Source organism: Kineococcus sp. NPDC059986 (genome assembly GCF_040702905.1).
Taxonomy (GTDB): domain Bacteria; phylum Actinomycetota; class Actinomycetes; order Actinomycetales; family Kineococcaceae; genus Kineococcus.
The window spans coordinates 1-23,041 of record NZ_JBFBND010000015.1; the positions used below are offsets into that span (position 1 = coordinate 1).

A 23,041-nucleotide genomic window follows, 5' to 3' on the forward strand; every position below is an offset into this window, starting at 1 on the left:
TGCCTGGCCAACCGCACCCGGCCCGCGGACGTCCTGCGCGCCGTCGAGGAGGTCGCCTCGACCGGGGCCGCCGTCCTCGTGATGACGTACTGGCCCACCGGTCGACGCCGTAGCGGCTCGTAGGTCGAGCCGGATGCGTCAACGATCCCACCCCCCCCGCGGAGCGCGGGTCAACGGTCGGGCAGGAGGGCGCGGAGGTGGTCGGGGAGGGCGAGCTGCAGGCGCTTGCCGGCCGTGCGCCGCCACGCCTCGAGCACGACCGAGCGCAGTTCGACGGGGTCGGCGGAGGCCAGCCGCACCTGCACCCACCCGAACCGGCCGACGTGCGAGGCGATGCCGTAGGTGTGCGCGTCGCCGGCGATGAGCTCGGCCTGGTCGGCCTGCGACGCCTTGACCGACGCCGTGCCACCACCGTCCTCCTCGCGCAGGATGACGAAGACCTTCCGCCCCACCCGGAAGGTCGCGGCGCCCCACGTCTCCTCCTCGTGGGTCCCGGGCGGTTCGAGGGCCCAGGTGCGCAGCGCGCCGCTCGTCACCATGCCCGGAAGCCAACCGCAGTTCTGGCAGGCTGGGAAGCATGAGCACCGTGACCGCCACGACCACTCGACGCATCGACGCGCCCGCGAGCCGCGTCCTCGCCGCACTGGCCGACTACCGCGGCACGCGGCCCCGCCTCCTGCCCGAGCAGTTCACCGACTACGAGGTGGTCGAGGGCGGTCAGGGGCCGGGCACGCAGGTGCGGTGGAAGCTGCACGCGACGAAGAAGCGGGTCCGCGACGTGCACGCCACTGTCAGCGCGACCGACCGGCACGCCCTCGTCGAGAGCGACGGCAACTCCACGCTCGTGACGACCTGGCGGGTCGAGGACGACGGTCCCGACGCCTCCGAGGTCGTCGTGACGAGCGAGTGGAAGGGCGCCACCGGCATCGGCGGCTTCTTCGAGCGCACGTTCGCCCCGCGCGGGCTGGACCGGATCTACGGCGAGCTGCTCGACAACCTCGCGGACGCCGTGGCCCGGTGACGCACCCGTGAAGCACCGGTGAGCGTGCACCCCGGGACGGGGGAGCCCTTCGACTCACCCGTCCCGCCGGGCGCCGGGTGGCCGGGGGACCCGTCGTCCCCGGCGACGCCCGTGGCCCACGACGCCGGGCAGGTCCGCGAGCTCGCGCGGACCGACCTCGCCGAGCTGTCCGCGCGGACGTGCGTCTGCCGCGCCTGCCCACGGCTCGTGCAGTGGCGCGAGGACGTGGCCCGGACGAAGCGGCGCGCCTTCCGGTCCGAGCCGTACTGGGGTCGCCCGGTCCCGAGCCTGGGTGTCGAGGCGCCGCAGGTCCTCGTCTGGGGGCTGGCCCCCGCGGCGCACGGGGGCAACCGGACCGGCCGCGTCTTCACGGGCGACCGCTCCGGCGACTGGATCGTGCGGGCGCTGTTCCGGGCGGGGCTGGCGAACCAGGCGACGTCCGTCCACGCCGCCGACGGCCTCGAGCTGCGGCGCACGCGCATCGTCGCCCCCGTCCGCTGCGCGCCGCCGGACAACGCCCCGACGCCCGCCGAGCGCGACACGTGCGCGGGCTGGCTGGACGCCGAACTCGCCCTCGTCGCCCCCGACCTGCGGGTGGTGCTGGCCCTGGGGGGCTTCGCCTGGGCCAGCGCCCTGACCGCGGCCCGCCGTGCGGGCTGGGACGTGCCGCGGCCGCAGCCGCGGTTCGGCCACGGCGCCGAGGCCGTGCTGGGTGGCCCGCACGGCCCGGTGCTGCTGCTCGGCAGCTACCACGTCAGCCAGCAGAACACCTCGACCGGCCGGCTCACCGAGGCGATGCTCGACGCGGTCGTCGCCCGGGCGGCCGCGGTCGGCGCGGCGCCGGGGGGCGCGGAGCGCACCCGTCGAGGGACCCGCTCGTAAGCTGCGGCCGTGCCCCCGACCGCCCCCACTCGCGTCCTCGTGGTCGGCGGCGGTCACGTCGGGCTCACGACCACCCTGCGGCTGCTGCGCCGGGCGCGCGCCGGTGAACTGCGCGTCACGCTCGTCGACCCCCGCGGGTACATGACCTACCACCCGTTCCTGCCCGAGGCGGCGGCCGGCTCCATCGACGCCCGCAACGTCGTCGTGTCGTTGCGGCGCAGCCTGTCCGGTGTGGGGGAGGGGGCAGAAGTCGTCACGGGCGACGTCGTCGCGCTCGAGCACGCCCACCGTCGCGCCACCGTCCGCACGGCCGACGGCGTCCAGCGGGACCTCGCCTACGACGTCGTCGTCCTGGCCCCCGGGTCGGTCGCGCGGACGGCGCCCGTGCCGGGGCTGGCCGAGCACGCCGTGGGGTTCAAGACCGTCGAGGAGGCCGTCCACCTGCGCGACCACGTCCTCGGCCGCCTCGACCTCGCCGAGACGGCGGCCGACCCGTTCGCCCGCGCCCGGGCGCTCACCTTCGTCTTCGTCGGGGGCGGGTACGCCGGGGTGGAGGCCATCGCCGAACTCGAGGACATGGCCCGGTACGCCCTGCGGCTGCACCCCGGCCTGTCGGCGGGTGACCTGCGCTTCGTCCTCGTCGAGGCGACCGGTCGGATCCTGCCCGAGGTCGGCGAACGGCTCGGGCGCTACGCCCTCGACGTCCTGCGGGACCGGGGGATCGAGGTGGCCCTGGAGACGACCATGACGTCGTGCACCGGAGGTCGGGTCGTCCTGTCCGACGGGCGCGTCCTGGAGGCGGGCACCGTCGTGTGGACGGCGGGGGTCAAGGCGCACCCCGTGCTGGAGGCGACGGACCTGCCGCTGGACGGGCAGCGCCGGCTGCGGGTGCGCCCGGACCTGGGCGTCGACGGCGTGCCGGACGCCTGGGGCGCCGGGGACAGCGCCGCCGTGCCCGACCTCACCCGCCCCGGCGCGACGTGCGCGCCGAACGCCCAGCACGCCGTGCGGCAGGCGCGGTGCCTGGCCGACAACGTCCTGGCCGTCGTCCGCGGGGCCCGACCGCGCGAGTACCGGCACGCCGACGTCGGCTCCGTCGCCTCCCTCGGCCTGCACCAGGGCGTCGCCGAGCTGCGCGGCCTGCGCGTGCGGGGGTACCCCGCGTGGCTCGTGCACCGGCTCTACCACCTGTCCAAGGTGCCGACCGCGAGCCGGAAGGCGGGGGTGCTGCTCGGGTGGGTGCAGGCCGCGCTGTTCCACCGCGAGGCCGTCGCGATGACGGCGCTGTCGCACCCGTTCGCCGAGTTCGAGCGGGCCGCGCGGTCCTGACCGCCCCGCCGAGGCGCACCACGCGTGAACCCCCGAGCCGTTCGCGGCGTCCCGGCTGAGAGGATCGGCCTCGCGGTGGTGGGCGTGAGCCCGGGTGGCGTAACTGGTAGGCGCACGGGGCTTAAACCCCCGGGCCGTTCGCGGCGTGCGGGTTCGATCCCCGTCCCGGGTACCCACCGCGGGGGCCGTCCCATCGTGATGATGCTGTGACCCTCCTCCGGCCCCTTGTCCGGAACCGTTCCAGGGTCCGGGGCGTTGGCACCGTCAACAGCATCCGCTCCGGAGGGGAGCCATGGAGAGCAAGAACCCGGTCTTCGCACGCAGCAACGAGTGGAAGCGCAACGGTTACGCGACGTTCGACGCACCCAGCTCGGGGCAGCGGCGTCCCGCCGACGCGTCGGCGCACACGCTCGAGGACTGGTACCAGAAGCCGTCCGCCACCGCGGCGCAGTCGCGCCGCATGACCCTCGACGACGTCGTCCTGCGCACGGCGTCGCTCTTCGCCGTCCTGCTCGTCGGAGCGGGCGTCGGGTACCTCGGTGTCCGCAACGGCATGGGCTTCGGGCTGGTCATCGTCCCGGCCCTGGTCGCCATGGTCCTCGGGATCTGGGCGCAGGTGTCCAAGAAGGTCCGCCCGGGCGTCATGTTCGCCTACGCGGCTCTCGAGGGCGTCTTCGTCGGTGCCATCTCGACGTTCTACGCGTTCCTCTACGACGGGATCGTCCAGCAGGCCGTCCTCGGCACGCTGGCCGCGTTCGCCGGCATGCTCCTCGCCTACAAGACGGGGATCATCCGCAACAGCCCGCGCTTCACCAAGATCCTGCTCATCGCGGGTGTCGGGTACCTCGTCTTCGGGCTCGTGAACCTGGTGGCCTCGCTCGCCGGGTTCGGCAGCGTCTACTCCGGCGGTGGTCCGCTGGCCATCCTCGTGAGCGCTTTCGGCGTCGTCCTGGCCTCGCTGTTCCTGGTCCTCGACTTCGACTACATCGAGCAGGGCATCCGCAACGGCCTGCCGGTCAAGGAGTCCTGGCGCGCCGGGTTCGGCCTCATGGTGACGCTGGTGTGGCTGTACCTGGAGATCCTGCGGCTCATCGCCATCCTGCGCGGCAACGACTGACGCTCCGCAGCGTGAGCACCACCGACGAGCTCGGTGCGCCGGACCCCCGGCGCACCGAGCTCTCGCGTCTCCTGGCCCTGCAGACCGACCGCATCCGGGGGCTGCCCCTGACGCGCCTGGACCGCGTCCGTCCCGGCGGGGACACCTCTGCCGCCGACGTCGTGCGCGCGGGGGCGCAGGAACTCGCCGACCTCGCAGCCGACGCCGAGGGGCAGCCGCACCGTCCGCTGCCCCGCCTGGCCACCCACGGCCTCGGGGACCAGCTCGCCGTCGTCGGCGCCGACGTCGTGCGCCACGGGGACGACGCGGCGCTCGCCGCCGCCCACGACGTCCTCCTCCGGGTGCGCTCGGCCCTGTAGTGCCGAGCGCGCTCCCGCGCCTGGGATGATGGGCCCATGCGCTACGCCGAGACCGTCGTGGACCTCGTGGGCGGAACCCCGCTGGTCAAGCTCAACAAGGTGACCGAGGGCCTGGCCTGCACCGTCCTGGCGAAGGTTGAGTACCTCAACCCGGGCGGCTCCGTGAAGGACCGCATCGCCACCCGCATGATCGACGCCGCCGAGGCCGACGGCTCCCTCACGCCGGGCGGGACGATCGTCGAACCGACGAGCGGCAACACCGGCGTGGGGCTCGCCCTCGTCGCCCAGCAGCGCGGGTACAAGTGCGTGTTCGTCTGCCCCGACAAGGTCAGCGTCGACAAGCGCAACGTCCTCAAGGCCTACGGCGCCGAGGTCGTCGTCTGCCCGACGGCCGTGCCGCCGGAGGACCCGCAGTCGTACTACTCCGTCTCCGACCGCCTCGTGCGGGAGATCGACGGCGCCTGGAAGCCCAACCAGTACGCCAACGTGCACGGCCCGCGCAGCCACTACGAGACGACCGGCCCGGAGGTCTGGGCCGACACCGACGGCAAGGTCACGCACTTCGTCGCGGGGGTCGGCACGGGCGGGACGATCACCGGCACCGGCCGCTACCTCAAGGAGCAGGGCCCGGTGCGCGTCGTCGGCGCCGACCCCGAGGGTTCGGTGTACTCCGGCGGGACCGGCCGGCCGTACCTCGTCGAGGGGGTGGGGGAGGACTTCTGGCCCTCGGCCTACGACCCCTCCGTCCCGGACGAGATCATCGCCGTCTCCGACGCGGACTCCTTCCAGATGACGCGCCGCCTGGCCCGCGAGGAGGGTCTGCTCGTCGGCGGGTCCTGCGGCATGGCCGTCGTCGCGGCGTTGCGCGCGGCGAAGGACCTCGGCCCCGACGACGTGGTCGTCGTGCTGCTGCCGGACTCGGGCCGCGGTTACCTCGGGAAGATCTTCAACGACGACTGGATGTCGTCCTACGGCTTCCTCGACTCCGAGGAGGGCGGCACCGTCGGCGACGTGCTGCGGCAGAAGACGGCCGGGCTGCCCGCGCTGGTGCACACGCACCCGACGGAGACCGTGCACGACGTCATCGGGATCATGCGCGAGTACGGCGTCTCGCAGCTGCCCGTCGTCGGCGCCGAACCCCCCGTCATGGCCGGGGAGATCGCCGGGTCGGTCAACGAGCGGGCCCTGCTGGACGCCCTGTTCACGGGCAAGGCCAAGATGTCGGACGCCGTGAGCGCCCACATGGGACCGTCGCTGCCGCTCGTGGGGGCCGGTCAGTCCGTCACGGACGCCCGTGAGGTGTTCTCCACCGCCGACGCGGCCGTGGTGGTCGAGGACGGAAAGCCCGTCGGGGTCATCACCCGGCACGACCTGCTGGCCTACCTCGCCCTCTCGCACTGACGTCCTGACGGGGTGAGGTGCCCCCGCCGGCTCAGCCGTGCGGGGGCCGCAGCCGCGGACGCTTCAGCGGTGCCGGGCCGATCGACTCGCGCGGCAGGAACGTGTGCAGCGAGCGCAGGTCGGGGGCGGGCGGTTCCTCGCCGCGGATGAGGGCGATGAGCCGCTGCGCCGCCTCCCGGCCCTGGCGTTCGACGTCGTTGGCCACGGTCGACAGGCTCGGGGTGCTGAACCGGCCGCAGTCGTGGTCGTCCCAGCCGAAGACGCTGAGGTCGCGCGGGACGCGCCAGCCGCGTTCGACCGCCGCCCGCACCGCGCCGAGGGCCGAGTGGTCGTTGCCCGCGACGACGGCGGTGATCGGGGTGTCCCGCGGAAGTCCCATCACGGCGTCGTGGCCAGACCGGCCCTTCCAGTCGCCGTGGACGACGGTCGCCGACAGGCCCAGCTCCGCCGTCGTGTCGAGGAAGACCTGCTGGCGGTTGCGGGCGGAGGCGTACTCCGGTGGCCCGCTGACGTGCAGGAAGTGCTCGTGGCCGAGGTCGGCCAGGGTCCGCACGATCTGGCCGCAGGCCGCCCCGTCGGCGAGGGCTCCCCGGGTGCGCAGGTCGTCGTCGTAGTTGGACACGGCCACGACGGCCGTCGTGCCGGTGGCCTGCGGGGTGTGCGGGCCCGACCCCAGGGTGAGGATGCCCTCGAACTCGCCCGAGTCGGCGACGGCCTGCCAGTGGTCGGCGCCTCCCGCGGCGCCCTCGCGGCCGATGAGGTCGACCCCGTACCCGGCGTCGTGCGCGACGGACACCACCGCGGAGATGAGCCGCAGCGGCAGACCCGTCGTGGAGGGGACGAGCATGGCGATGCGGCCCGTCCGGCGCGTGCGCATGGACCGCGCGATGAGGTTCGGCCGGTAGTTCAGCTCACCGATCGCCGCTTGGACGCGTTCGGACGTGTCCGGTCGCAAACCACCGGTCCCGCGCAGGTAGCGGGAGACCGTCTGGTGGGAGACACCGGCGAGGGCCGCCACCTCGTAGATGGTCGCCTTCTTGGTCTGCGTGCTCTCTCGCACCACGGCCCACCTCTCGGGAAACCGCTTCCCGAATGTCGTTGACACCCCGAGTGATCGATAACTACAGTACCGGCAGTCAACGAAGATTATCGATCACTCTGTGATCGCCGTCGCCTCTCGAGAGGGGTTCCCCGGTGAGCACACCTCCCACCGGACGACCTGCCGCACCCGACCGGCCCGTGCGCTTCGCGGCCGTCGGTCTCGACCACCCCCACGCCCTCGGGCAGATCGCGGGCCTGCTCGGGCAGGACTGCGAACTCGTGGGTTTCGCCTCCGACGACCCCGCGGCCGCCGTCGCCCGCGCCGTCGCCGAGCGCTGGCCCGACGTGCCGTGGCGCGCGGTCGACGACCTGCTGACGGACCCGACGGTCGACGTCGTCGTCACCGCGGCCGTCCCCGACCGCCGCGGCCCCATCGCCGTCCAGGCCCTGCGGAACGGCAAGGACGTCGTGGCCGACAAACCCGGCTGCGTGAGCCTCGACCAGCTCGAGGAGGTCGAGAAGGCCGTCGCGGAGTCCGGTCGGTTCTGGTCGGTGACGTTCTCCGAACGGTTCGAGGTCCGGGCCGCCGTCAAGGCCGGAGAACTGGTGCAGGACGGCCGCATCGGCCGGGTCGTGCAGACCATCGGCCTCGGTCCGCACCGCGAGGGCGACCGCGCCCACCTCGCCGGCGGCGCCGGCCGGCCCGAGTGGTTCTACGACCGGAACCGCACGGGCGGGATCCTCACCGACATCGCCAGCCACCAGATCGACCAGTTCCTCTTCTACACCGGGTCCAGCACGGGGGAGGTCGTGGCCAGCACGGTCGCGAACTACACCCACCCCGACTCCCCGGGCATGCAGGACTTCGGTGAGATCACCCTCGCCTCCGACCACGCCCACGGCTACGTGCGCGTCGACTGGTACACGCCGCAGGGCCTGCCCACGTGGGGTGACGGCCGGACGACCATCCTGGGCACCGAGGGGTTCATCGAACTGCGCAAGTACGTCGACCTCGCCGGGCGCGAGGGCGGGGACCACCTGTTCCTCGTCGACGGTGAGACGACCCAGCGGATCGACTGCTCCGACGTCGTCCTGCCGTACTACCCGGCCCTCGTGCACGACGTGCGGAACCGCACCGAGACGGCCTGCCCGCAGGCGCACACGTTCGAGGTCATGCGGCTGGCCCTGGTCGCGCAGCGCGACGCCCGCCTCGCCGGGGCCGCGAAGTGACCGGGAACCCCGACGTCCTGCGCGTCGCCATCGTGGGCTGCGGCGGGATCGCCCGCTCGCACGGCCGGGCCTACGCGGCCGACCCGCGCGTCGAACTCGTCGCCGTCCACGACGTCTCACCCGCTGCGGCGCAGGCGTTCGCGGACGAGGTGGGGGCGACCGCCATCAACTCCCTCGCCGACCTGGCCGCCCTGGACGTCCAGCTCGTGTCGGTCTGCACGCCGCCCGGCACGCACACCGACACCACCGTGGAACTCCTCGGCCTCGGCGTCTGCGTGCTCCTGGAGAAACCCCCGACGGTGAACCTCGCCGACATGGACCGGATCGCGCAGGCCGAGGCCGTCGCCCCCGGTTCGGTGTTCGTCGTGTTCCAGCACCGCCACGGTTCGGGTGCCAAGCGCGCCCACCGCCTCCTGGCCGACGGGTCCCTCGGGGTCCCGCAGGTCGCCGTCTGCGAGACGCTCTGGTACCGGCCCGACAGCTACTTCGACCCGGAGTGGCGCGGGAACTGGGTCGGGGAGGGTGGCGGTCCCACCCTCGGGCACGGCATCCACCAGATCGACCTGCTCCTGCACCTGCTGGGGGAGTGGAGCACCGTCGACGCCGTCGCCGCCCGGGTGGCGCGCCCCGTGGAGTTCGAGGACGTCTCGACCGCGTCGGTGACGTTCACCAGCGGGGCGGTCGCCTCGGTCACGACGAGCCTGCTGTCCCCGCGCGAGACCAGCCGCATCCGGATCGACACGACCGGTGGGACGCTCGAGGTCGAGCACCTCTACGGGTACGCCGACGCGGACTGGTCCTGGTACCCGCTGCCGGACGCGCGGACCGCTGCGGCCAACGGCCAGGACCCCGGCGCCGGCCGGCGGAACGCCGACCACGACGGGTCCCTGCAGGACGTCTGGACGGCCTCGGCGGGCGAGGACGTGCCGTCCAACCACGCCGCGCAGATCCACGACCTCGTCGGGGACCTGCTCGCCGGCCGCCCCCACCCGACGACGCTCGCCAGCACGCGTCCGACGATGGAGTTCGTCACCGCGCTCTACGCCTCCTCCCTGGAGGGTGGGACCGTCGCGCGCGCCGACCTCACCCCCGACCGGCCGTTCTACCGCAGCCTCGACGGCGGGCTGTCGGCCCAGCGGGTCTCGGCCCGCCTCACCCGCGCCTGACCGTCCTCCCACGGTTCCACCCGCAGGACCTGCAGCACCCGCGCCCAGCACCACCCCTCGACTCGACGACGACCGGAGAGGTGTGTCCATGTCCCACAGTCGGTTCCCGCGACGGACGGCGCGACCGTCCGACCTCCCGCACCGCGGGAGGCACCAGCCGTGAGCGCGATCTCCGAACTCTCCACCCTGCGGACCGGCCGCGGCCGGGCCCGCACCCCGGAGGAGAAGAAGGCCCTGCGCCGGGAGAACGGCCGCGACAACAAGGCCGCGTACCTCTTCCTCGCACCGTGGTTCCTCGGCCTGGCCGTCATCACCATCGGGCCGATGCTCGCCAGCCTGTACCTGTCCTTCACCCAGTACAGCCTGTTGCAGCCGCCGTCGTGGATCGGCATCCAGAACTACGTCGAGATGCTGAACGACGACCGGCTGCACCACTCGCTGCAGGTGACGTTCACGTACGTCGTGGTGGGCGTGCCGCTGCAGCTCGCCTTCGCGCTCGTCGTGGCGGTCGTCCTGGACCGCGGCATGCGCGGGCTGGCGCTCTACCGCTCGATCTTCTACCTGCCCTCCATGCTGGGCGGGTCGGTCGCGATCGCGCTGCTGTGGCGGCAGATGTTCGGCACCGAGGGGCTGGTGAACCAGCTGCTGGGTGCGGTGGGGATCCAGTCCTCGATCGGGTGGGTCTCCGACCCGAGCTACGCGCTCTGGACGATCATCCTGCTGCACGTGTGGACGTTCGGGTCCCCGATGGTCATCTTCCTCGCGGGCCTGCGGCAGATCCCCGTCATGTACATGGAGGCCGCGGCCGTCGACGGGGCGACGCGGTGGACCCGGTTCCGCCGCATCACCTTGCCGCTGCTGTCGCCGATCATCTTCTTCAACCTCGTGCTGCAGCTCATCAACGCGTTCCAGTCGTTCACCCAGGCGTTCGTCGTCTCGGGCGGGACGGGGGGACCGGCGGACTCCACGATGTTCTACTCGCTGTACCTGTACCAGAAGGGCTTCGGCCAGTTCGAGATGGGGTACGCGGCCGCGATGGCGTGGCTGCTCGTCCTCATCGTCGGGGTGCTGACGGCCCTCAACTTCCTGCTCTCGAGGTTCTGGGTGTTCTACGATGACTGATCTCCAGGAGAGCCCCGCCCCGCTCGCGGCGGTGCCCCGGCCGACCACCGTGCGACGCCGTCCGGGCCGGTCGCTGGCCCGTTCCACCGTGAAGCACCTCGTGCTCATCGCGGTGAGCGTCGTCATGGTCTACCCGTTGCTGTGGCTGCTCGTCTCGAGCTTCCGACCCACCGAGGTCATCTTCCGCACGCCCGGGTTGTGGATCAACGACCTCGTGCTGCAGAACTACACGGGTGGCTGGACCGCGCTGGCGCAGCCGTTCGGGCACTACATCGTCAACTCGGCGATCGTCGTCGTCGGGGCCGTGGCGGGGAACCTCTTCGCCTGCTCGCTGGCGGCGTACGCGTTCGCCCGCTGCCGGTTCCGGTTCCGGACGTTCTGGTTCGCGATCATGCTCATCACGGTCATGGTGCCGATCCACGTCGTGCTGGTCCCGCAGTACATCCTCTTCAACAACCTCGGCTGGGTGAACACGTTCGTCCCGCTGATCCTGCCGAAGTTCCTGGCGACGGACTCCTTCTTCATCTTCCTCATGGTCCAGTTCATCCGCGGGATCCCGCGCGAGCTCGACGAGGCCGCCCGCATCGACGGTTGCGGCCACGGCCGGATCTTCCTGCGGGTGATGCTGCCGCTCATGGGGCCGGCACTGGCCACCACGGCGATCTTCACCTTCATCTGGACGTGGTCGGACTTCTTCACCCCGCTCATCTACCTGACCGACCCCAACGCCTACACGGTGCCGGTCGCCCTCAAGCAGTTCCTGGACGCCACGAGCGGCAGCAACTGGGGCGCGATGTTCGCGATGTCCATCGTGACCCTCGTCCCGCTGTTCCTCGTCTTCCTCTTCGGTCAGCGCTTCCTCGTCAAGGGGATCGCGACCACCGGCGGCAAGTGACCTCCCGCTCGTACCCACCACCACCGCACCGCTCACCCTCGACGAGAACGGCCTCGCTGACATGAACGACGTGCCCCGCACCCCTCCGCTCCCGACCTCCCTCTCGGCCTCCCTCCCGGCTCTGGCCCCGAGCCGGCGCCAGGCCGTCACGGCCCTGGCCGCGGCCGGGTCCCTCACGGCCCTCGCGGCCTGCGCCCCCGGCAGCTCCGGTGGCTCCTCGGCCTCCGGCGGCGGCACCCTGCGCGTCTCGACCTGGGGCAACGACTCCCGCCTCAAGCTGACGCAGCAGGCCGCCGCGGAGTTCGAGAAGGCGAACCCCGGGATCAAGGTCTCGGTGGAGAACTCCGAGTGGACGTCGTACTGGGACAAGCTCGCGACGAGCACCGCCGCCAACGACTCGCCCGACGTCATCCAGATGGACGAGGCCTACATCGCCGCCTACGGCACTCGCGGCGCGCTGCTGGACCTCGGCAGCGTCAAGGACGACCTGGACCTGTCGGCGATGGACAGCAAGGTCCTGGACACCGGCAAGGTCGACGGCAAGCTCGTGGGCGCACCCATCGGGGTCGGGAACTTCTCCGTCGGCGTCAACCCCGTCCTGCTCCAGCAGGCCGGGATCGCGATGCCCGACGACAAGACGTGGACCTGGGAGGAGTTCCGCGACACCGCGGCGCAGGTCTCGGCCAAGCTCGGCGCCCAGGGCGTCGTCGGCTTCGACGGCTACGGCTCGGGCACCGCAGAGGTCGGGGCCTGGGTGCGGCAGTTCGAGCAGGAGATCTTCCCGCGCAAGGACGAGAAGGAGGCCGACGAGGCGAACGTGCGCAGCTACTTCGAGTACGCCGACGCGCTCATGTCCTCCGGTGCGACGCCCGCGGCCTCGGTGCAGAGCGAGAACAGCACCGCGGCGCTGGACGCCTCCCTCTTCGCGACGAACAAGTCCGCGTTCCACCTGCAGTTCCACACGCAGATCTCGGCCTTCGCCGCCGCCAGCGGCAACGAGCTGAAGCTGCTGCGGCTGCCGGCGCAGAAGACGGGCGAGTCGCCCCGCATGGTCAACAAGGCCTCGATGTACTGGTCCGTCTCGGCGCGCAGCAAGCAGAGCGCGGCGGCCGCCAAGTTCATCGAGTTCATGCTGACCAACCCCGCCGCGACCAAGATCCTCACCACCGAGCGCGGCATCCCCGCGATCCCGAAGGTGCAGGAGGACATCGCGTCGGTGCTCACGCCGCAGTCGAAGATCGCCCTGGAGTTCTCCCAGGCCATCGCCTCGGAGGTCGTCGACCCGCCGCAGGTCACCCCGGCCGGCGCGTCGGCCTGGAACACCGAGTTCACGACGATCGGCACCGAGCAGCTGTTCGGCCGGAGCAAGCCGGCCGACGCGGCCGCGCGCACCCTCTCGACGGCCAAGGGGATGCTCTGACCGCGCGCATCACCGACGCGCGCGTCGTCGTCAGCTCACCCGGGCGCAACTACGTCACGCTCGTGGTCGAGACCAGCGACGGGCTCGTCGGGGTGGGCGACGCGACCCTCAACGGGCGCGAGCTGGCCGTCGCCAGCTACCTGCGCGACCACGTCTGCCCGCTGCTCGTCGGCCGCGACCCCGCCCGCATCGAGGACACCTGGCAGTACCTCTACAAGGGGGCCTACTGGCGGCGGGGTCCGGTCACGATGACGGCCGTCGCCGCGGTCGACGTGGCGCTGTGGGACCTCAAGGGCAAGACCGCCGGGCTGCCGCTCCACCAGCTGCTCGGCGGTGCGTCCCGCGACCGGGTGCTCGTCTACGGGCACGCCGACGGCCGGGACGTGCCCGAACTCCTCGACCGCGTCGCCGAGCACCTCGAGCAGGGGTACCGGGCCGTGCGGATCCAGGCGGCGGTCCCCGGGGTCGTCGGGACCTACGGCGTCAGCAAGCACGACGGACGGATCTACGAACCGGCCAGCGGGGCGCGGCCGGAGGAGACGACGTGGGAGACCACGTCGTACCTCGACTTCGCCCCGCGGGTCTTCGAGGCCGTCCGCGACCGGTTCGGGTTCGGCGTGCACCTGCTGCACGACGTCCACCACCGGCTGACGCCCATCGAGGCGGCCCGGCTCGGCAGGTCCCTCGAGCCGTACCGTCCGTTCTGGATCGAGGACGCCACCCCGGCCGAGGACCAGACGGCGTTCCGGACGATCCGCGCGCACACGACGACCCCGCTCGCCGTGGGCGAGGTGCTGAACTCCATCTGGGACGTCCAGACCCTCATCACCGAGCGGCTCGTCGACTACGTGCGCACCTCGGTCTCGCACACCGGCGGGATCTCGCACCTGCGCAAGGTCTACGCCCTCGCCGAGCTGTACGGCGTGCGCTCGGGTGCGCACGGGGCGGGTGACCTGTCGCCGGTCGCGCACGCGGCGGCCCTGCACCTCGACCTCGCGATCCCGAACTTCGGGATCCAGGAGCACATGGGCCACCGCGAACCGGCGGGGGAGGTGTTCCGCACGTCGTACTCCTTCGCCGACGGGTCCATGCACCCCGGCGACGCCCCCGGGCTGGGGGTGGAGTTCGACGAGGAGGCCGCGGCGCGGTTCCCGTACGAACCGCGGTACCTCCCCGTCGCCCGTCGCCTGGACGGCACGCTGCACGACTGGTGAGGTGCGGGCCGTCGCTCAGTAGCGGATCGCGTCGATGACCTTCGCCCGCACGGCCATCGTCGCCGGGACGAGCCCCGCGAGGGCCCCGACGGCGGTGGCCGCCAGCAACCCCTCCACGGCCGCGGACACGGGGAACGGCGGCACGTCCTCGAGGGTGACCCCGGCGGGCAGGACGGCCTGCAGCGGGAAGTTCGACACGAGGATGATCGAGAGCATCACCGCGAGGAACCCCGCGACGAAGGTCGCAGCGACCGACTCGAGCAGCACCGCGAAGAACACCCGGGCGCCCGTCGCTCCGAAGCTGCGGCGCACGCCGATCTCGCGGACCCGCTGGCGCACGGTGACGAGCCCGACGTTGAGGACGCCGATGCCCCCGAGCACGAGGGCGAAGACCCCGACGCCGCGGACGCCGTAGGCCAGCACCTTGTCCATGATCCCGAGTTCCTCGCCCGAGTCCTGACGCCACACCGACACCGAGTAGCCCGGCAGGCTCGCCTGGACCTCGGTCTGCAGCGCCGCCACGAGCGCGTCGGCGTCGGCGTTCGGCACCCACATCTCCAGGGTGGGCGGGGAGCCGTTCGCGGGGTCCCCCGTGAGGTTCCACCGGGCCACGTCGGCGTTGAGGACGTAGGCGCCGGGCGTCTGCGCGTCGTAGCTCGCCCCCGCCGAGATCCCCACGACCGTGGCCGTGACGGGCGTCTGGCCGCCCAGGACGACGGTCGGCGGCCGGGCCGGGTCGAACCCGCCGAGCTGGTCGGCGAACGCCTGGTTGACGACGAGGCGCGGCGAGAACGCCGTGGTGTCGGCGCCGGTGAACCAGCGGCCCTGGTCGGTGATGACGCGGTGCATCGTGCCGAAGCTGGGGTCGACCGCGGAGGCCTGCACGAGCTGGGTCCCGGCGGGGAAGCGGACGGTGAGCTGCCCGCCGCCCTGGGAGGTGAGCCCCCACCAGGCCGTCTCGTGCCGGACGGCGGCCTCGCGCAGCGCCGCCTGGGCCGTCGCCGTCGTCTCGGCCGACATCGTCCCGTTGGGGTAGGCGCTGACGTCCAACGTCGCCGGGCGGCCCGCCGCGCGTTCGTTGCCCTCGCCGACCATCTGGCGGGCCATGTTCCCGGCGGCGGTGATGGTGGTCATGGCGAACACCGCGAGGAACACCCCGACGAGGGAGAGCACCACGCGGACGCGGTGCACGCGGATCTCGCTCCACGCCTCGGTGACGGCCGCGAGCAGACCGGTCAGCGGGCCCATCAGAGCGTCTCCCGGTGCGCCGTCGCCGCGGCGAGGCGGTCGCGGGTGATCTCGGTCAGCACGCCGTGGTCGAGCCGGAACTGCCGGTCCGCACGCGCCGCGACCGACAGGTCGTGGGTGATCGTGACGAGGGTCGTGCCGTCGCGGCGGACGAGCTCCTCGAGCACGTCCATGACGGCCGAGCCGGTGTCGACGTCGAGCGCGCCCGTGGGTTCGTCGGCCAGCAGCACGCGGGGCCGGCGGACCAGGCTGCGGGCCAGCGCGACGCGCTGCTGCTCCCCGCCGGACAGCTTCTCGGGCATGGTGTCCAGCCGGTGCCCGAGCCCGACGCGTTCCAGCATCTCGCGCGCGGTGCGCCTGCGGTGCAGGAACTCCCGGCCCGTGCCGTAGAGCAGCGGGTTGGCGACGTTCTCCGTCGCGGTGCGGCCGGGCAGCAGGTTGAACTGCTGGAAGACGAACCCGAACGTCTGGCCGCGCAGCTTCGCCGTCCGGCGCGAGGACCGTCCCGTGACGGGCGCCCCGTCGAGGAGGTACTGCCCGCTCGTCGGCGCGTCGAGCAGGCCGACGATGTTCAGCAGGGTCGACTTGCCCGACCCGGACCGCCCGACGACGGCGACGTGCTCGCCACGGGCCACGTGCAGGTCGACGCCGGTGAGGATGTGCAGGTCCGTGCCGTCGGGCAGGCGGACCGAGCGGGAGACGTCCGTCAGCGAGACGACGGGAGCGTCGGTGCGGGGCAGGGGGGCCGTGCTCACGAGCCCATCCCGTACATGCCGCCCGGGTCGGTGGGGGTGTCGGTGCCCGGGACGAACTGCAGGACCTGCTGCCCCTCGGTCACGCCGCCGGTGATCTCGACGTTCTGCCCGTCGGTGAGCCCCAGGGTCACGGGCGTCTCCGTCGTGGCGCCGTCCTCGCCGACGGTCCAGACCTTCCCGTTGCCCACGGTGCCCTGGACGGCCGTCACGGGGGCCAGCAGGACGCCCTGGGCCTGGCCCGCCGTGACGTCGACGGCGGCCGACAGGCCGGCGAACACCTGGACGCCGGCCGGGACGGCGCACGTCACGTTCGCCCCCGTCATCGCGGTGGAGGGGTCGGCGGGCATGCCGGTGTACGGGTCGAACCCGCTGGGGGAGCCACCCGCGGACCCGTCCGTCCCCGTGCTCGGCGGGGTCCCCGTGCGCAGTCCCGTGCACTCGAAGGTGCCGGGGCCGCCGGGGACGGTGACCTGCGCGCTCGTCGGCGCCTTGAGCAGGCGGTACTGCTGGGCCTGGGTGAGCGGGGCGGACACGGTGAGCGTCCCGGGGCTGACGGTGGCGGCGGCCTGCCCGACGGTCACGTCCTGCCCCGCGAGGACGTCGAGCGTGGCCAGGGTGCCGGCGACGGTCGAGGTCACGGTGACGGTCTTCGTCGTGGCGGCGGGCGGCGTGGTCGGGGCGGCGGTGGGGTCGCCGGTCGTGGCGCCCGTGCCGCTCGTGGCCGGGGGTTCGACGGTCACGACGACGGTGAACAGCGGCGTGCCCTTCTCGACCGCCTGGCCGACCTCGGCCCGCACCTTGCCGACCTGCCCCGCGGCCGTCGCCTTGACGGTGGTGGCGGGGTCGGCCTGGATGGTCCCCTGCAGGGCGACGGTGTTGACGACGTCGCCCCGGGTGATCGAGGTGGCGGGCGGCTGGACGACCGCCGACGCGGTCGCGGCGGCGTCGGTGTCCCGGTTCCCCGTGCGGACGAAGGCGATCCAGAGCAGGGCGACGGCGATGAGCGCCCAGACCACCAGCCTGAGCGCAGGGAACACGACGGTGCGGACGACACCCACGGCGACACCTCATCTCGAGCAGCCGGGGGTCGCTGGTGCACGGTGCCTCTGCCGTTCCCCCGATCGGCTGGGCCGGAACGTAGCAGCGGCTGTGAGGCCGGTGGGGGAGGGACAGGGTGCCGGAAGTCAGCGAGTCGGCGGTCCCGCGCTCAACCACTCCCGCAGGGTCGCCGCCTCGCGGGCGAGGACGTCGGGGTCGTCGTCCGGGACGAACTCGAGCAGCACGTCGTGGTCACGGCCCGAGCGCGCGAGGACTCCGGCCACGCCGGTCCAGAGCGACTCCCTGCTGCGCAGGGGGTTCCGCGTCGTCCCCGGCCACCAGGAGAACGCGTGGACGGTGCTGACGCGGTCGAGGAGGAGGGTCAGTTCCCGAAGGGCCGCTTCGTCGGCGGCGTCCACCGTGGGCTGCCAGTACGTCGACAGGAGCGGACGTCCCACGAGGTCGTCGACGTCTGCCAGGAGGCGCTGGGTGGAGCGTGTCGTGTCCGTCAGCGTGCCGCCGTGCGACTCGGTGCCGATCTGCAGGCCGAGGTCGTCGGCGCGGTGGACGAGGTCGGCCAGGGCCCGCACGACGGGGCCGCGGTCGGGGGTGTCGGCCGACCCGGTGTCCCCGGCCCAGACCCGGACGCGGGGGGCGCCCAGGGCCCGGGCGGTGGCGAGGACCTCGTCCACGTCCGGTCCGCCGGGGACGCCGGCGCGCACGTAGGACCCGTAGGAGGCGACCGTGAGTCCGGCCTCGGCCGTGCGGGCCGCGACGTCGCGGGCCGCGACGAGGTCGCCGACCGGGACGTGCACGTCGGCGCCCCACTCGACGGTCGCGAGCCCGGCGCGGGCGGCGAGGGCGAGGACCGTGGGCGGGTCGAGTCGGCGGAAGGTGACCGAGCACAGCCCCGGGATCAGCACGCGGTCGATCCTTGCACGTTCGGCGTCCGCTGGCCTAGCCTCTGGAAAGCGCATTCCCAACGAGTCAGGAGGAGGCCGCGATGACGCAACGCCTCGGGGTGGTCATGAACGGCGTGACGGGTCGGATGGGGTACCGGCAGCACCTGCTGCGGTCCGTCCTGGCGATCCGCGAGCAGGGCGGTGTGGAACTGCCCGACGGTTCCCGCGTGCAGCTCGAACCGCTGCTGGTCGGCCGGTCGGAGGAGAAGCTGCGCGACATCGCCCGGCGCCACGACCTGGAGAACTTCACCACCGACGTCGACGGCGCCCTCGCCGACGACGACTACCCGCTGTACTTCGACGCGCAGCTGACGTCGGCGCGCGAGGTCTCGATCCTCAAGGCGATCGCGGCCGGCCGCCACGTCTACACCGAGAAGCCGACGGCCGAGACGCTCCAGGGCGCGATCGCCCTGGCCCGCGCCGCGACGAGCGCCGGGGTCAAGAACGGTGTCGTGCACGACAAGGTGTTCCTGCCCGGCCTCGTCAAGCTGCGCCGCCTCGTGGAGTCCGGGTTCTTCGGGGAGATCCTCTCGGTTCGCGGGGAGTTCGGCTACTGGGTCTTCGAGGGCGACTGGCAGCCCGCGCAGCGGCCCAGCTGGAACTACCGCGCCGAGGACGGCGGCGGCATCGTCGCGGACATGTTCTGCCACTGGAACTACGTGCTGGAGCAGACGATCGCCCCCGTCGAGGCCGTCACCGCGCGGGCCGTCACCCACCTGCCCGTCCGGTACGACGAGAAGGGCGAGGCGTACAAGGCCACGGCCGACGACGCCGCCTACGCCATCTTCGAGCTCGAGGGCGGCGTCGTCGCGCAGCTGAACTCCTCCTGGGCCGTGCGCGTCGACCGCGACGAACTCGTGGAGTTCCAGGTCGACGGCACGCTGGGCAGCGCCGTCGCCGGGTTGTTCGGCTGCAAGGTGCAGCCGCGGTCCGCCACGCCCAAGGCGGTCTGGAACCCGGACCTGCCCGAGACCCACCGGTACCGCGACGACTGGCTGCCCGTCCCGGACAACACGACGTTCGACAACGGGTTCAAGACGCAGTGGGAGCAGTTCGTCCGGCACGTCGTGGCCGACACCCCGCACCCCTACGACTTCCTCTCCGGTGCACGCGGTGTGCGGCTGGCCGAGGCGGGTCTGAAGTCCTCGGCCGAGGGCCGGCGCGTGGAGCTCGAGGAGATCGTGCTGTGACGGTCTCGAGCGTCGCGACGGCCGACCGGGCCCTGCTCGACGAGGTCGTCCGGCTGCCCCAGCGGTCGGCCTCGGGGACGGTCGAGCTCGTCGAGCACCGGGTCCACGCCCCCGTCGCGTGGGAGGTCCCGAGCGGTCCGGCGGTGTCCCGCACGGTGTTCGCGGCCGCCCACGTCGTGCCCCGGGTCGACGCGGAGAACGTCCCCGGTGCGCCGGCCGTCCTCGACTGGCACGCCACGCTGGCCTTCCGGCACCGCCTGTGGTCCCTCGGCCTCGGGGTCGCCGAGGCGATGGACACGGCGCAGCGGGGCATGGGGCTGGACTTCCCCGCGACCGCGGACCTGGTGCGGCGCAGCGCCGCCGAGGCCGCCGCGGTCGGTGGCCGGATCGCGGCGGGCGTCGGCACCGACCAGCTCGACCCCGGTCTGCACCCCCTGGCCGCGGTCCGGGCGGCGTACGAGGAACAGCTCGCCCTCGTCGAGGACGCGGGCGCCCAGCCGATCCTCATGGCCTCCCGGCACCTCGCGGCCGCGGCGACCGGTCCGGACGACTACCTCGAGCTGTACTCCGGGCTGCTCGCCCAGGTGCGCCGCCCCGCCGTCCTGCACTGGCTGGGGGAGGTCTTCGACCCGGCGCTGGCCGGGTACTGGGGGTCGCGCGACGTCGGTGCGGCCACCGACGCGTTCTGCGACCTGGTGCAGGCCAACGCCTCCCGGGTCGACGGGGTGAAGGTCTCGCTCCTGGACGCCGACCACGAGCGCGCCCTGCGGCGCCGGTTGCCCGCGGGTGTCCGGCTCTACACGGGCGACGACTTCAACTACCCCGACCTCATCGCCGGCGACGGGGAGTTCCACAGCGACGCGCTGCTGGGGATCTTCGCGGCCATCCCGCAGGTCGCCGCGGCCGGGTTGCTGCGGCTCGACGCGGGGGACACCGCCGGGTTCCGGGCCGCGCTCGACCCGACCGTCCCGCTGGCCCGGCACGTGTTCGGGGCCCCCACGCCGTACTACAAGGCGGGCATCGCGTTCCTGAACTGGCTCGACGGCCGGCAGCCGGGGTACGCGATGGTCGGGGGGCTGCACGCCGCCCGCAGCGCCGTGCACCAGGCGCAGACGTTCGTGCTCGCCGACCGGGCCGGCGTCCTGTCCGACCCGGCCGGGGCCGCCCGGCGCATGCGGCAGTACCTGGCCGTGCACGGTCTGGGCTGACCCCGCCACGGCCGGACGGCGTCACAGGGCCGGCTGCGGTCCCGTCCCCACGGGGGCGGGCCGCAGTTCGGCCCACAGCGAGCCGGCGCCGCCCTCGGTGTGCAGGTCGGTCTCGACGTCCACCCCGACCCCGCGCAGGTGCCCCATCCGCAGGGCGGCGGCCACGGCGTCCGCCTCGCGGGCGGACCCGTCCACCGACAACGTCGCCCACTGCCCCTGCGGCGGCAGGCGCAGCGTCACCCGCGCCGTGCCGCACGCGTCGAGCACGGGGGCCAGCAACGTCCGCAGTTCGGCCGTGAACCCGGCGGCGGGCAGGCGGTCGCCGGTGGGGCCGGCGGCGACCCGCCGGTCGTCGACGACGTCCACCTCGCAGCCCCGGTCGCGGGCACGGCGCAGCGCGGAGCGGACGTCCTCGTCGAGCAGGTCGCGGGCCCGCAGGTCGTCGCGCAGACGGCGCTCGACCGTGAGGGCCGCCCGGGAGAGCGTGGGCCAGGTGGGGACGCCGGGGTCGCTGAGGGCGACGCGCCGCAGCAGCGGGACGACGTCGTGCTCGAGGTCCTCCCGGCGCTGCCGCGCGCTGCGCCCCCGGGCCTCCGTCGCGGCCCGTCCCGCCACCGACGCGCCCTCGTCCGCCGCGTACCGGGCCACGTCGCGGGCTGTCCGGTCGAACAGCAGCCGCACCCCGAGGCTCGCGCTGAACCACACGATGGCCGGTTGGTTCAGCGCCGCGAAGACCACGGCCCGGTTGGGCAGGTCCGAGCCCGCGACGCACACCCCCAGCACGGCCGCGGAGGCGAGTTCGGCGCCGAGCGCGACCAGGGGCCGTCGGCGGACGACGAGCGCGGCCACGACGATCTGCGTCAGGCCCGGCCACCAGTTGCCGTAGGTGCGCCACAGGCTCTCGTCGAGGAAGGGCGTGACGGCCAGCCCGCTGAGGGGGACGACGAGCGCCATCGCGACGGCCGCGCGCCGCGACACCTCGATCGGTCCGCCCAGCAGGGGACGGACCGCCACCGCGCTCACCGCGAGGACGGCGGTGAGGGCGGTCACGGCCAGCCACGGCACCCGGTGCTGGTGCAGCGAGAGCAGCGCCACGAGGGGACCGTGCGAGAAGAGCCAGATGACGGTGCCGAGCAGGCACGCCCGCTGGACCCGGGTCACGACCGGATCCCCGAGACCGCGCCCCCGACCGCGGGAGCCCCCGACCCCGTCAGCGGGACGCTGAGGAGCACGACCGTGCCGACCCCCGGGGCCGACCGCACGAGGGCCCGGCCGCCGACGACGGCCGCCCGGCGCCGCACCGACACCGCCAGCCCCAGCCGCGGGGTCGCGCGGCGTGTGTCGAAACCGGCCCCGTCGTCCCGGACCTCGACGCTGAGCCGGCCCGCCGCGCCCCCGTTCCCCGTCGCGGTCGAGCGCACGCGCACCCGGACGGTCGGCGGGACGCCCTGCCGGGCCCCGTGGCGCACGGCGTTGCGGCAGGCCTCCACGGTCGCGGCCTGCAACGCCTCCAGCGCCTCGGCCGGCAGCAACGGCTCCGCCGCGACGGGTCCGGGGGAGGCGTCGCTCACGTGCTCGGACGCGGGGTCGAGGACCAGCTCGACCTGCGGGTGCTGCCCGCGCACCGCGTCGGCGATCCGCCGGACGGCGACGGGGACGCGCACCGGGGTCGAACCCGCCGGACCCCGCTCGGTCTCGCGGGCGATGCTCGTCAGCGCGCGGCCGGCCGCCTGCCGGGCCCGCTCGCGGTCGGCCTCGTCGCGCGCGTGCGCCGTCAGCGACAACGAGGCCAGCACGTCGTCGTGGACGATGCCGTCCCACCGGGAGTTCTCGCGCTCGACGGCCTCGGCGGCCGCGGCCTCGGCGGCGGCCCGCTCGGCCGCGCCGCGGGCCGACTCCAGCTGGCGCGCCGAACCGCGGACGGCGAGCACCGCCACGGAGACCGCGATCGCGATGACGACGAGGCCGATGGTCTCCAGGGCCATGACGTCGGTCGGGACCGTCCAGACCCCGGACAGCTGCAGCGCCAGGCGCAGCGCCAGGTGCACCGCCGTCAGCGCCAGCGCCCCCCACAGCGACGGCACGGCCACGGCACCGGCCCCGACCGTCACGGGGGACAGCGACAGGACCCAGGGCACGTCCTCTGCGGTGCCGCCGCTCACGGCCGGGAAGGTCGCCAGGGCCAGGTCACCGAGGACCACCAGACCCCACACGGGAACGTCCAGCCCGCGCGAGCCCGACGCGGAGTCGTTGCGCCGCAGGGCCTCCCGCAGCAGGCCGACCATCACGGCGGCGTACCCGAGCAGGACCGGGACCGTCCAGCCGGCCGGGGTGCCCGACCGGCCGCCCGCCACGTTCGTCGCCACCGTGGGCAGGACGGACACGACGGCCAGCGCCAGCACGAGGGCCAGCAGGCGCCGGACCCCGCGTTGGGTCACCGGCG

At 73.6% G+C, this 23,041-nt stretch carries 22 protein-coding genes and 1 tRNA gene; 15 read left to right on the forward strand and 8 right to left on the reverse strand.

Annotated features, from left to right (window positions below; translation table 11 throughout):
* Nucleotides 1–170 precede the first annotated feature (170 nt).
* The gene (locus tag AB0637_RS12890; RefSeq protein ID WP_366172714.1) at nucleotides 171–539 is read right to left on the reverse strand and encodes an MmcQ/YjbR family DNA-binding protein; all 369 of its coding nucleotides are present in this window, start codon (nucleotides 537–539) and stop codon (nucleotides 171–173) included.
* Between the two features lie 38 nt (nucleotides 540–577).
* Between AB0637_RS12890 and AB0637_RS12895 the strand changes: the two genes are divergently transcribed.
* From AB0637_RS12895 to AB0637_RS12925, 7 genes are all read left to right on the forward strand, one after another.
* Complete coding sequence (locus tag AB0637_RS12895) at nucleotides 578–1,021, forward strand: SRPBCC family protein (RefSeq protein ID WP_366172716.1); 444 nt, start codon at nucleotides 578–580, stop codon at nucleotides 1,019–1,021.
* Nucleotides 1,022–1,039: 18 nt separating this feature from the next.
* The gene (locus AB0637_RS12900; protein ID WP_366172718.1) at nucleotides 1,040–1,903 is read left to right on the forward strand and encodes a uracil-DNA glycosylase; all 864 of its coding nucleotides are present in this window, start codon (nucleotides 1,040–1,042) and stop codon (nucleotides 1,901–1,903) included.
* Between the two features lie 9 nt (nucleotides 1,904–1,912).
* Nucleotides 1,913–3,232, forward strand: a complete 1,320-nt coding sequence (locus tag AB0637_RS12905) for an FAD-dependent oxidoreductase (RefSeq protein WP_366172720.1) — start codon at nucleotides 1,913–1,915, stop codon at nucleotides 3,230–3,232.
* A gap of 88 nt (nucleotides 3,233–3,320) precedes the next feature.
* Nucleotides 3,321–3,404: transfer RNA gene (locus AB0637_RS12910), tRNA-Leu, on the forward strand.
* A 120-nt stretch (nucleotides 3,405–3,524) separates the two neighbouring features.
* Complete coding sequence (locus AB0637_RS12915) at nucleotides 3,525–4,349, forward strand: Bax inhibitor-1/YccA family protein (protein ID WP_366172722.1); 825 nt, start codon at nucleotides 3,525–3,527, stop codon at nucleotides 4,347–4,349.
* 11 nt (nucleotides 4,350–4,360) lie between these two features.
* On the forward strand, nucleotides 4,361–4,708 hold the full coding sequence (locus tag AB0637_RS12920) for a hypothetical protein (protein WP_366172723.1): 348 nt from the start codon (nucleotides 4,361–4,363) through the stop codon (nucleotides 4,706–4,708).
* Between the two features lie 36 nt (nucleotides 4,709–4,744).
* A complete protein-coding gene (locus tag AB0637_RS12925) occupies nucleotides 4,745–6,109 on the forward strand; it encodes a cystathionine beta-synthase (RefSeq protein ID WP_366172725.1) in 1,365 nt (454 codons plus the stop codon).
* Between the two features lie 31 nt (nucleotides 6,110–6,140).
* On the opposite strand, the gene AB0637_RS12930 is transcribed toward AB0637_RS12925, so the two are convergent.
* Nucleotides 6,141–7,169: a LacI family DNA-binding transcriptional regulator gene (locus tag AB0637_RS12930; protein ID WP_366172727.1), complete on the reverse strand. Its 1,029-nt coding sequence runs from the start codon at nucleotides 7,167–7,169 to the stop codon at nucleotides 6,141–6,143.
* Nucleotides 7,170–7,303: 134 nt separating this feature from the next.
* Here AB0637_RS12930 and AB0637_RS12935 point away from each other — a divergent pair, with 134 nt between their 5' ends.
* From AB0637_RS12935 to manD, 6 genes are all read left to right on the forward strand, one after another.
* Nucleotides 7,304–8,380 carry a Gfo/Idh/MocA family oxidoreductase gene (locus AB0637_RS12935; RefSeq protein ID WP_366172729.1) on the forward strand — a complete coding sequence of 359 codons (1,077 nt, stop codon included), beginning with the start codon at nucleotides 7,304–7,306 and terminating at the stop codon, nucleotides 8,378–8,380.
* Nucleotides 8,377–9,546, forward strand: a complete 1,170-nt coding sequence (locus AB0637_RS12940) for a Gfo/Idh/MocA family oxidoreductase (protein ID WP_366172731.1) — start codon at nucleotides 8,377–8,379, stop codon at nucleotides 9,544–9,546. Before AB0637_RS12935 ends, AB0637_RS12940 begins: the two co-directional genes overlap by 4 nt.
* Before the next feature lie 159 nt (nucleotides 9,547–9,705).
* Nucleotides 9,706–10,668, forward strand: a complete 963-nt coding sequence (locus AB0637_RS12945) for a sugar ABC transporter permease (RefSeq protein WP_366172733.1) — start codon at nucleotides 9,706–9,708, stop codon at nucleotides 10,666–10,668.
* On the forward strand, nucleotides 10,661–11,563 hold the full coding sequence (locus AB0637_RS12950) for a carbohydrate ABC transporter permease (protein ID WP_366172735.1): 903 nt from the start codon (nucleotides 10,661–10,663) through the stop codon (nucleotides 11,561–11,563). The genes AB0637_RS12945 and AB0637_RS12950 overlap by 8 nt, the downstream gene beginning before the upstream one ends.
* Nucleotides 11,564–11,624: 61 nt before the next feature.
* Nucleotides 11,625–12,983, forward strand: coding sequence for an extracellular solute-binding protein (locus AB0637_RS12955; protein WP_366172737.1), 1,359 nt, complete (start codon nucleotides 11,625–11,627; stop codon nucleotides 12,981–12,983).
* Nucleotides 12,980–14,197 (forward strand): D-mannonate dehydratase ManD, encoded by a 1,218-nt coding sequence (gene manD / locus AB0637_RS12960; protein WP_366172852.1) that lies wholly within the window; start codon nucleotides 12,980–12,982, stop codon nucleotides 14,195–14,197. The genes AB0637_RS12955 and manD overlap by 4 nt, the downstream gene beginning before the upstream one ends.
* Before the next feature lie 15 nt (nucleotides 14,198–14,212).
* Here the strand turns inward: manD and AB0637_RS12965 are convergent, their stop codons facing one another.
* The 4 genes from AB0637_RS12965 to AB0637_RS12980 form a co-directional block, all read right to left on the reverse strand.
* Nucleotides 14,213–15,445: an ABC transporter permease gene (locus tag AB0637_RS12965; RefSeq protein WP_366172739.1), complete on the reverse strand. Its 1,233-nt coding sequence runs from the start codon at nucleotides 15,443–15,445 to the stop codon at nucleotides 14,213–14,215.
* Entirely contained in the window at nucleotides 15,445–16,200 is a 756-nt protein-coding gene (locus AB0637_RS12970) for an ABC transporter ATP-binding protein (protein ID WP_366172741.1), read from the reverse strand. Before AB0637_RS12970 ends, AB0637_RS12965 begins: the two co-directional genes overlap by 1 nt.
* Entirely contained in the window at nucleotides 16,197–17,258 is a 1,062-nt protein-coding gene (locus AB0637_RS12975; protein WP_366172743.1) for an efflux RND transporter periplasmic adaptor subunit, read from the reverse strand. Before AB0637_RS12975 ends, AB0637_RS12970 begins: the two co-directional genes overlap by 4 nt.
* A gap of 126 nt (nucleotides 17,259–17,384) precedes the next feature.
* Nucleotides 17,385–18,161, reverse strand: a complete 777-nt coding sequence (locus AB0637_RS12980; RefSeq protein ID WP_366172745.1) for a TIM barrel protein — start codon at nucleotides 18,159–18,161, stop codon at nucleotides 17,385–17,387.
* An 80-nt stretch (nucleotides 18,162–18,241) separates the two neighbouring features.
* Here AB0637_RS12980 and AB0637_RS12985 point away from each other — a divergent pair, with 80 nt between their 5' ends.
* Nucleotides 18,242–19,390, forward strand: a complete 1,149-nt coding sequence (locus tag AB0637_RS12985; protein ID WP_366172747.1) for a Gfo/Idh/MocA family oxidoreductase — start codon at nucleotides 18,242–18,244, stop codon at nucleotides 19,388–19,390.
* 53 nt (nucleotides 19,391–19,443) lie between these two features.
* Entirely contained in the window at nucleotides 19,444–20,598 is a 1,155-nt protein-coding gene (locus tag AB0637_RS12990; RefSeq protein WP_366172854.1) for a dihydrodipicolinate synthase family protein, read from the forward strand.
* Nucleotides 20,599–20,619: 21 nt separating this feature from the next.
* Here the strand turns inward: AB0637_RS12990 and AB0637_RS12995 are convergent, their stop codons facing one another.
* Complete coding sequence (locus tag AB0637_RS12995) at nucleotides 20,620–21,759, reverse strand: hypothetical protein (protein WP_366172749.1); 1,140 nt, start codon at nucleotides 21,757–21,759, stop codon at nucleotides 20,620–20,622.
* Complete coding sequence (locus tag AB0637_RS13000; RefSeq protein WP_366172751.1) at nucleotides 21,756–23,036, reverse strand: ATP-binding protein; 1,281 nt, start codon at nucleotides 23,034–23,036, stop codon at nucleotides 21,756–21,758. Before AB0637_RS13000 ends, AB0637_RS12995 begins: the two co-directional genes overlap by 4 nt.
* Nucleotides 23,037–23,041 lie beyond the last annotated feature (5 nt).

Coding starts and splice junctions, on each gene's coding strand:
- AB0637_RS12895 (WP_366172716.1), top strand. CDS start 578: ATGAGCACCGTGACCGCCACGACCACTCGACGCATCGACGCGCCCGCG.
- AB0637_RS12965 (WP_366172739.1), bottom strand. CDS start 15,445: ATGGGCCCGCTGACCGGTCTGCTCGCGGCCGTCACCGAGGCGTGGAGC.
- AB0637_RS12985 (WP_366172747.1), top strand. CDS start 18,242: ATGACGCAACGCCTCGGGGTGGTCATGAACGGCGTGACGGGTCGGATG.
- AB0637_RS12925 (WP_366172725.1), top strand. CDS start 4,745: ATGCGCTACGCCGAGACCGTCGTGGACCTCGTGGGCGGAACCCCGCTG.
- AB0637_RS12890 (WP_366172714.1), bottom strand. CDS start 539: ATGGTGACGAGCGGCGCGCTGCGCACCTGGGCCCTCGAACCGCCCGGG.
- AB0637_RS12915 (WP_366172722.1), top strand. CDS start 3,525: ATGGAGAGCAAGAACCCGGTCTTCGCACGCAGCAACGAGTGGAAGCGC.
- AB0637_RS12955 (WP_366172737.1), top strand. CDS start 11,625: ATGAACGACGTGCCCCGCACCCCTCCGCTCCCGACCTCCCTCTCGGCC.
- AB0637_RS12950 (WP_366172735.1), top strand. CDS start 10,661: ATGACTGATCTCCAGGAGAGCCCCGCCCCGCTCGCGGCGGTGCCCCGG.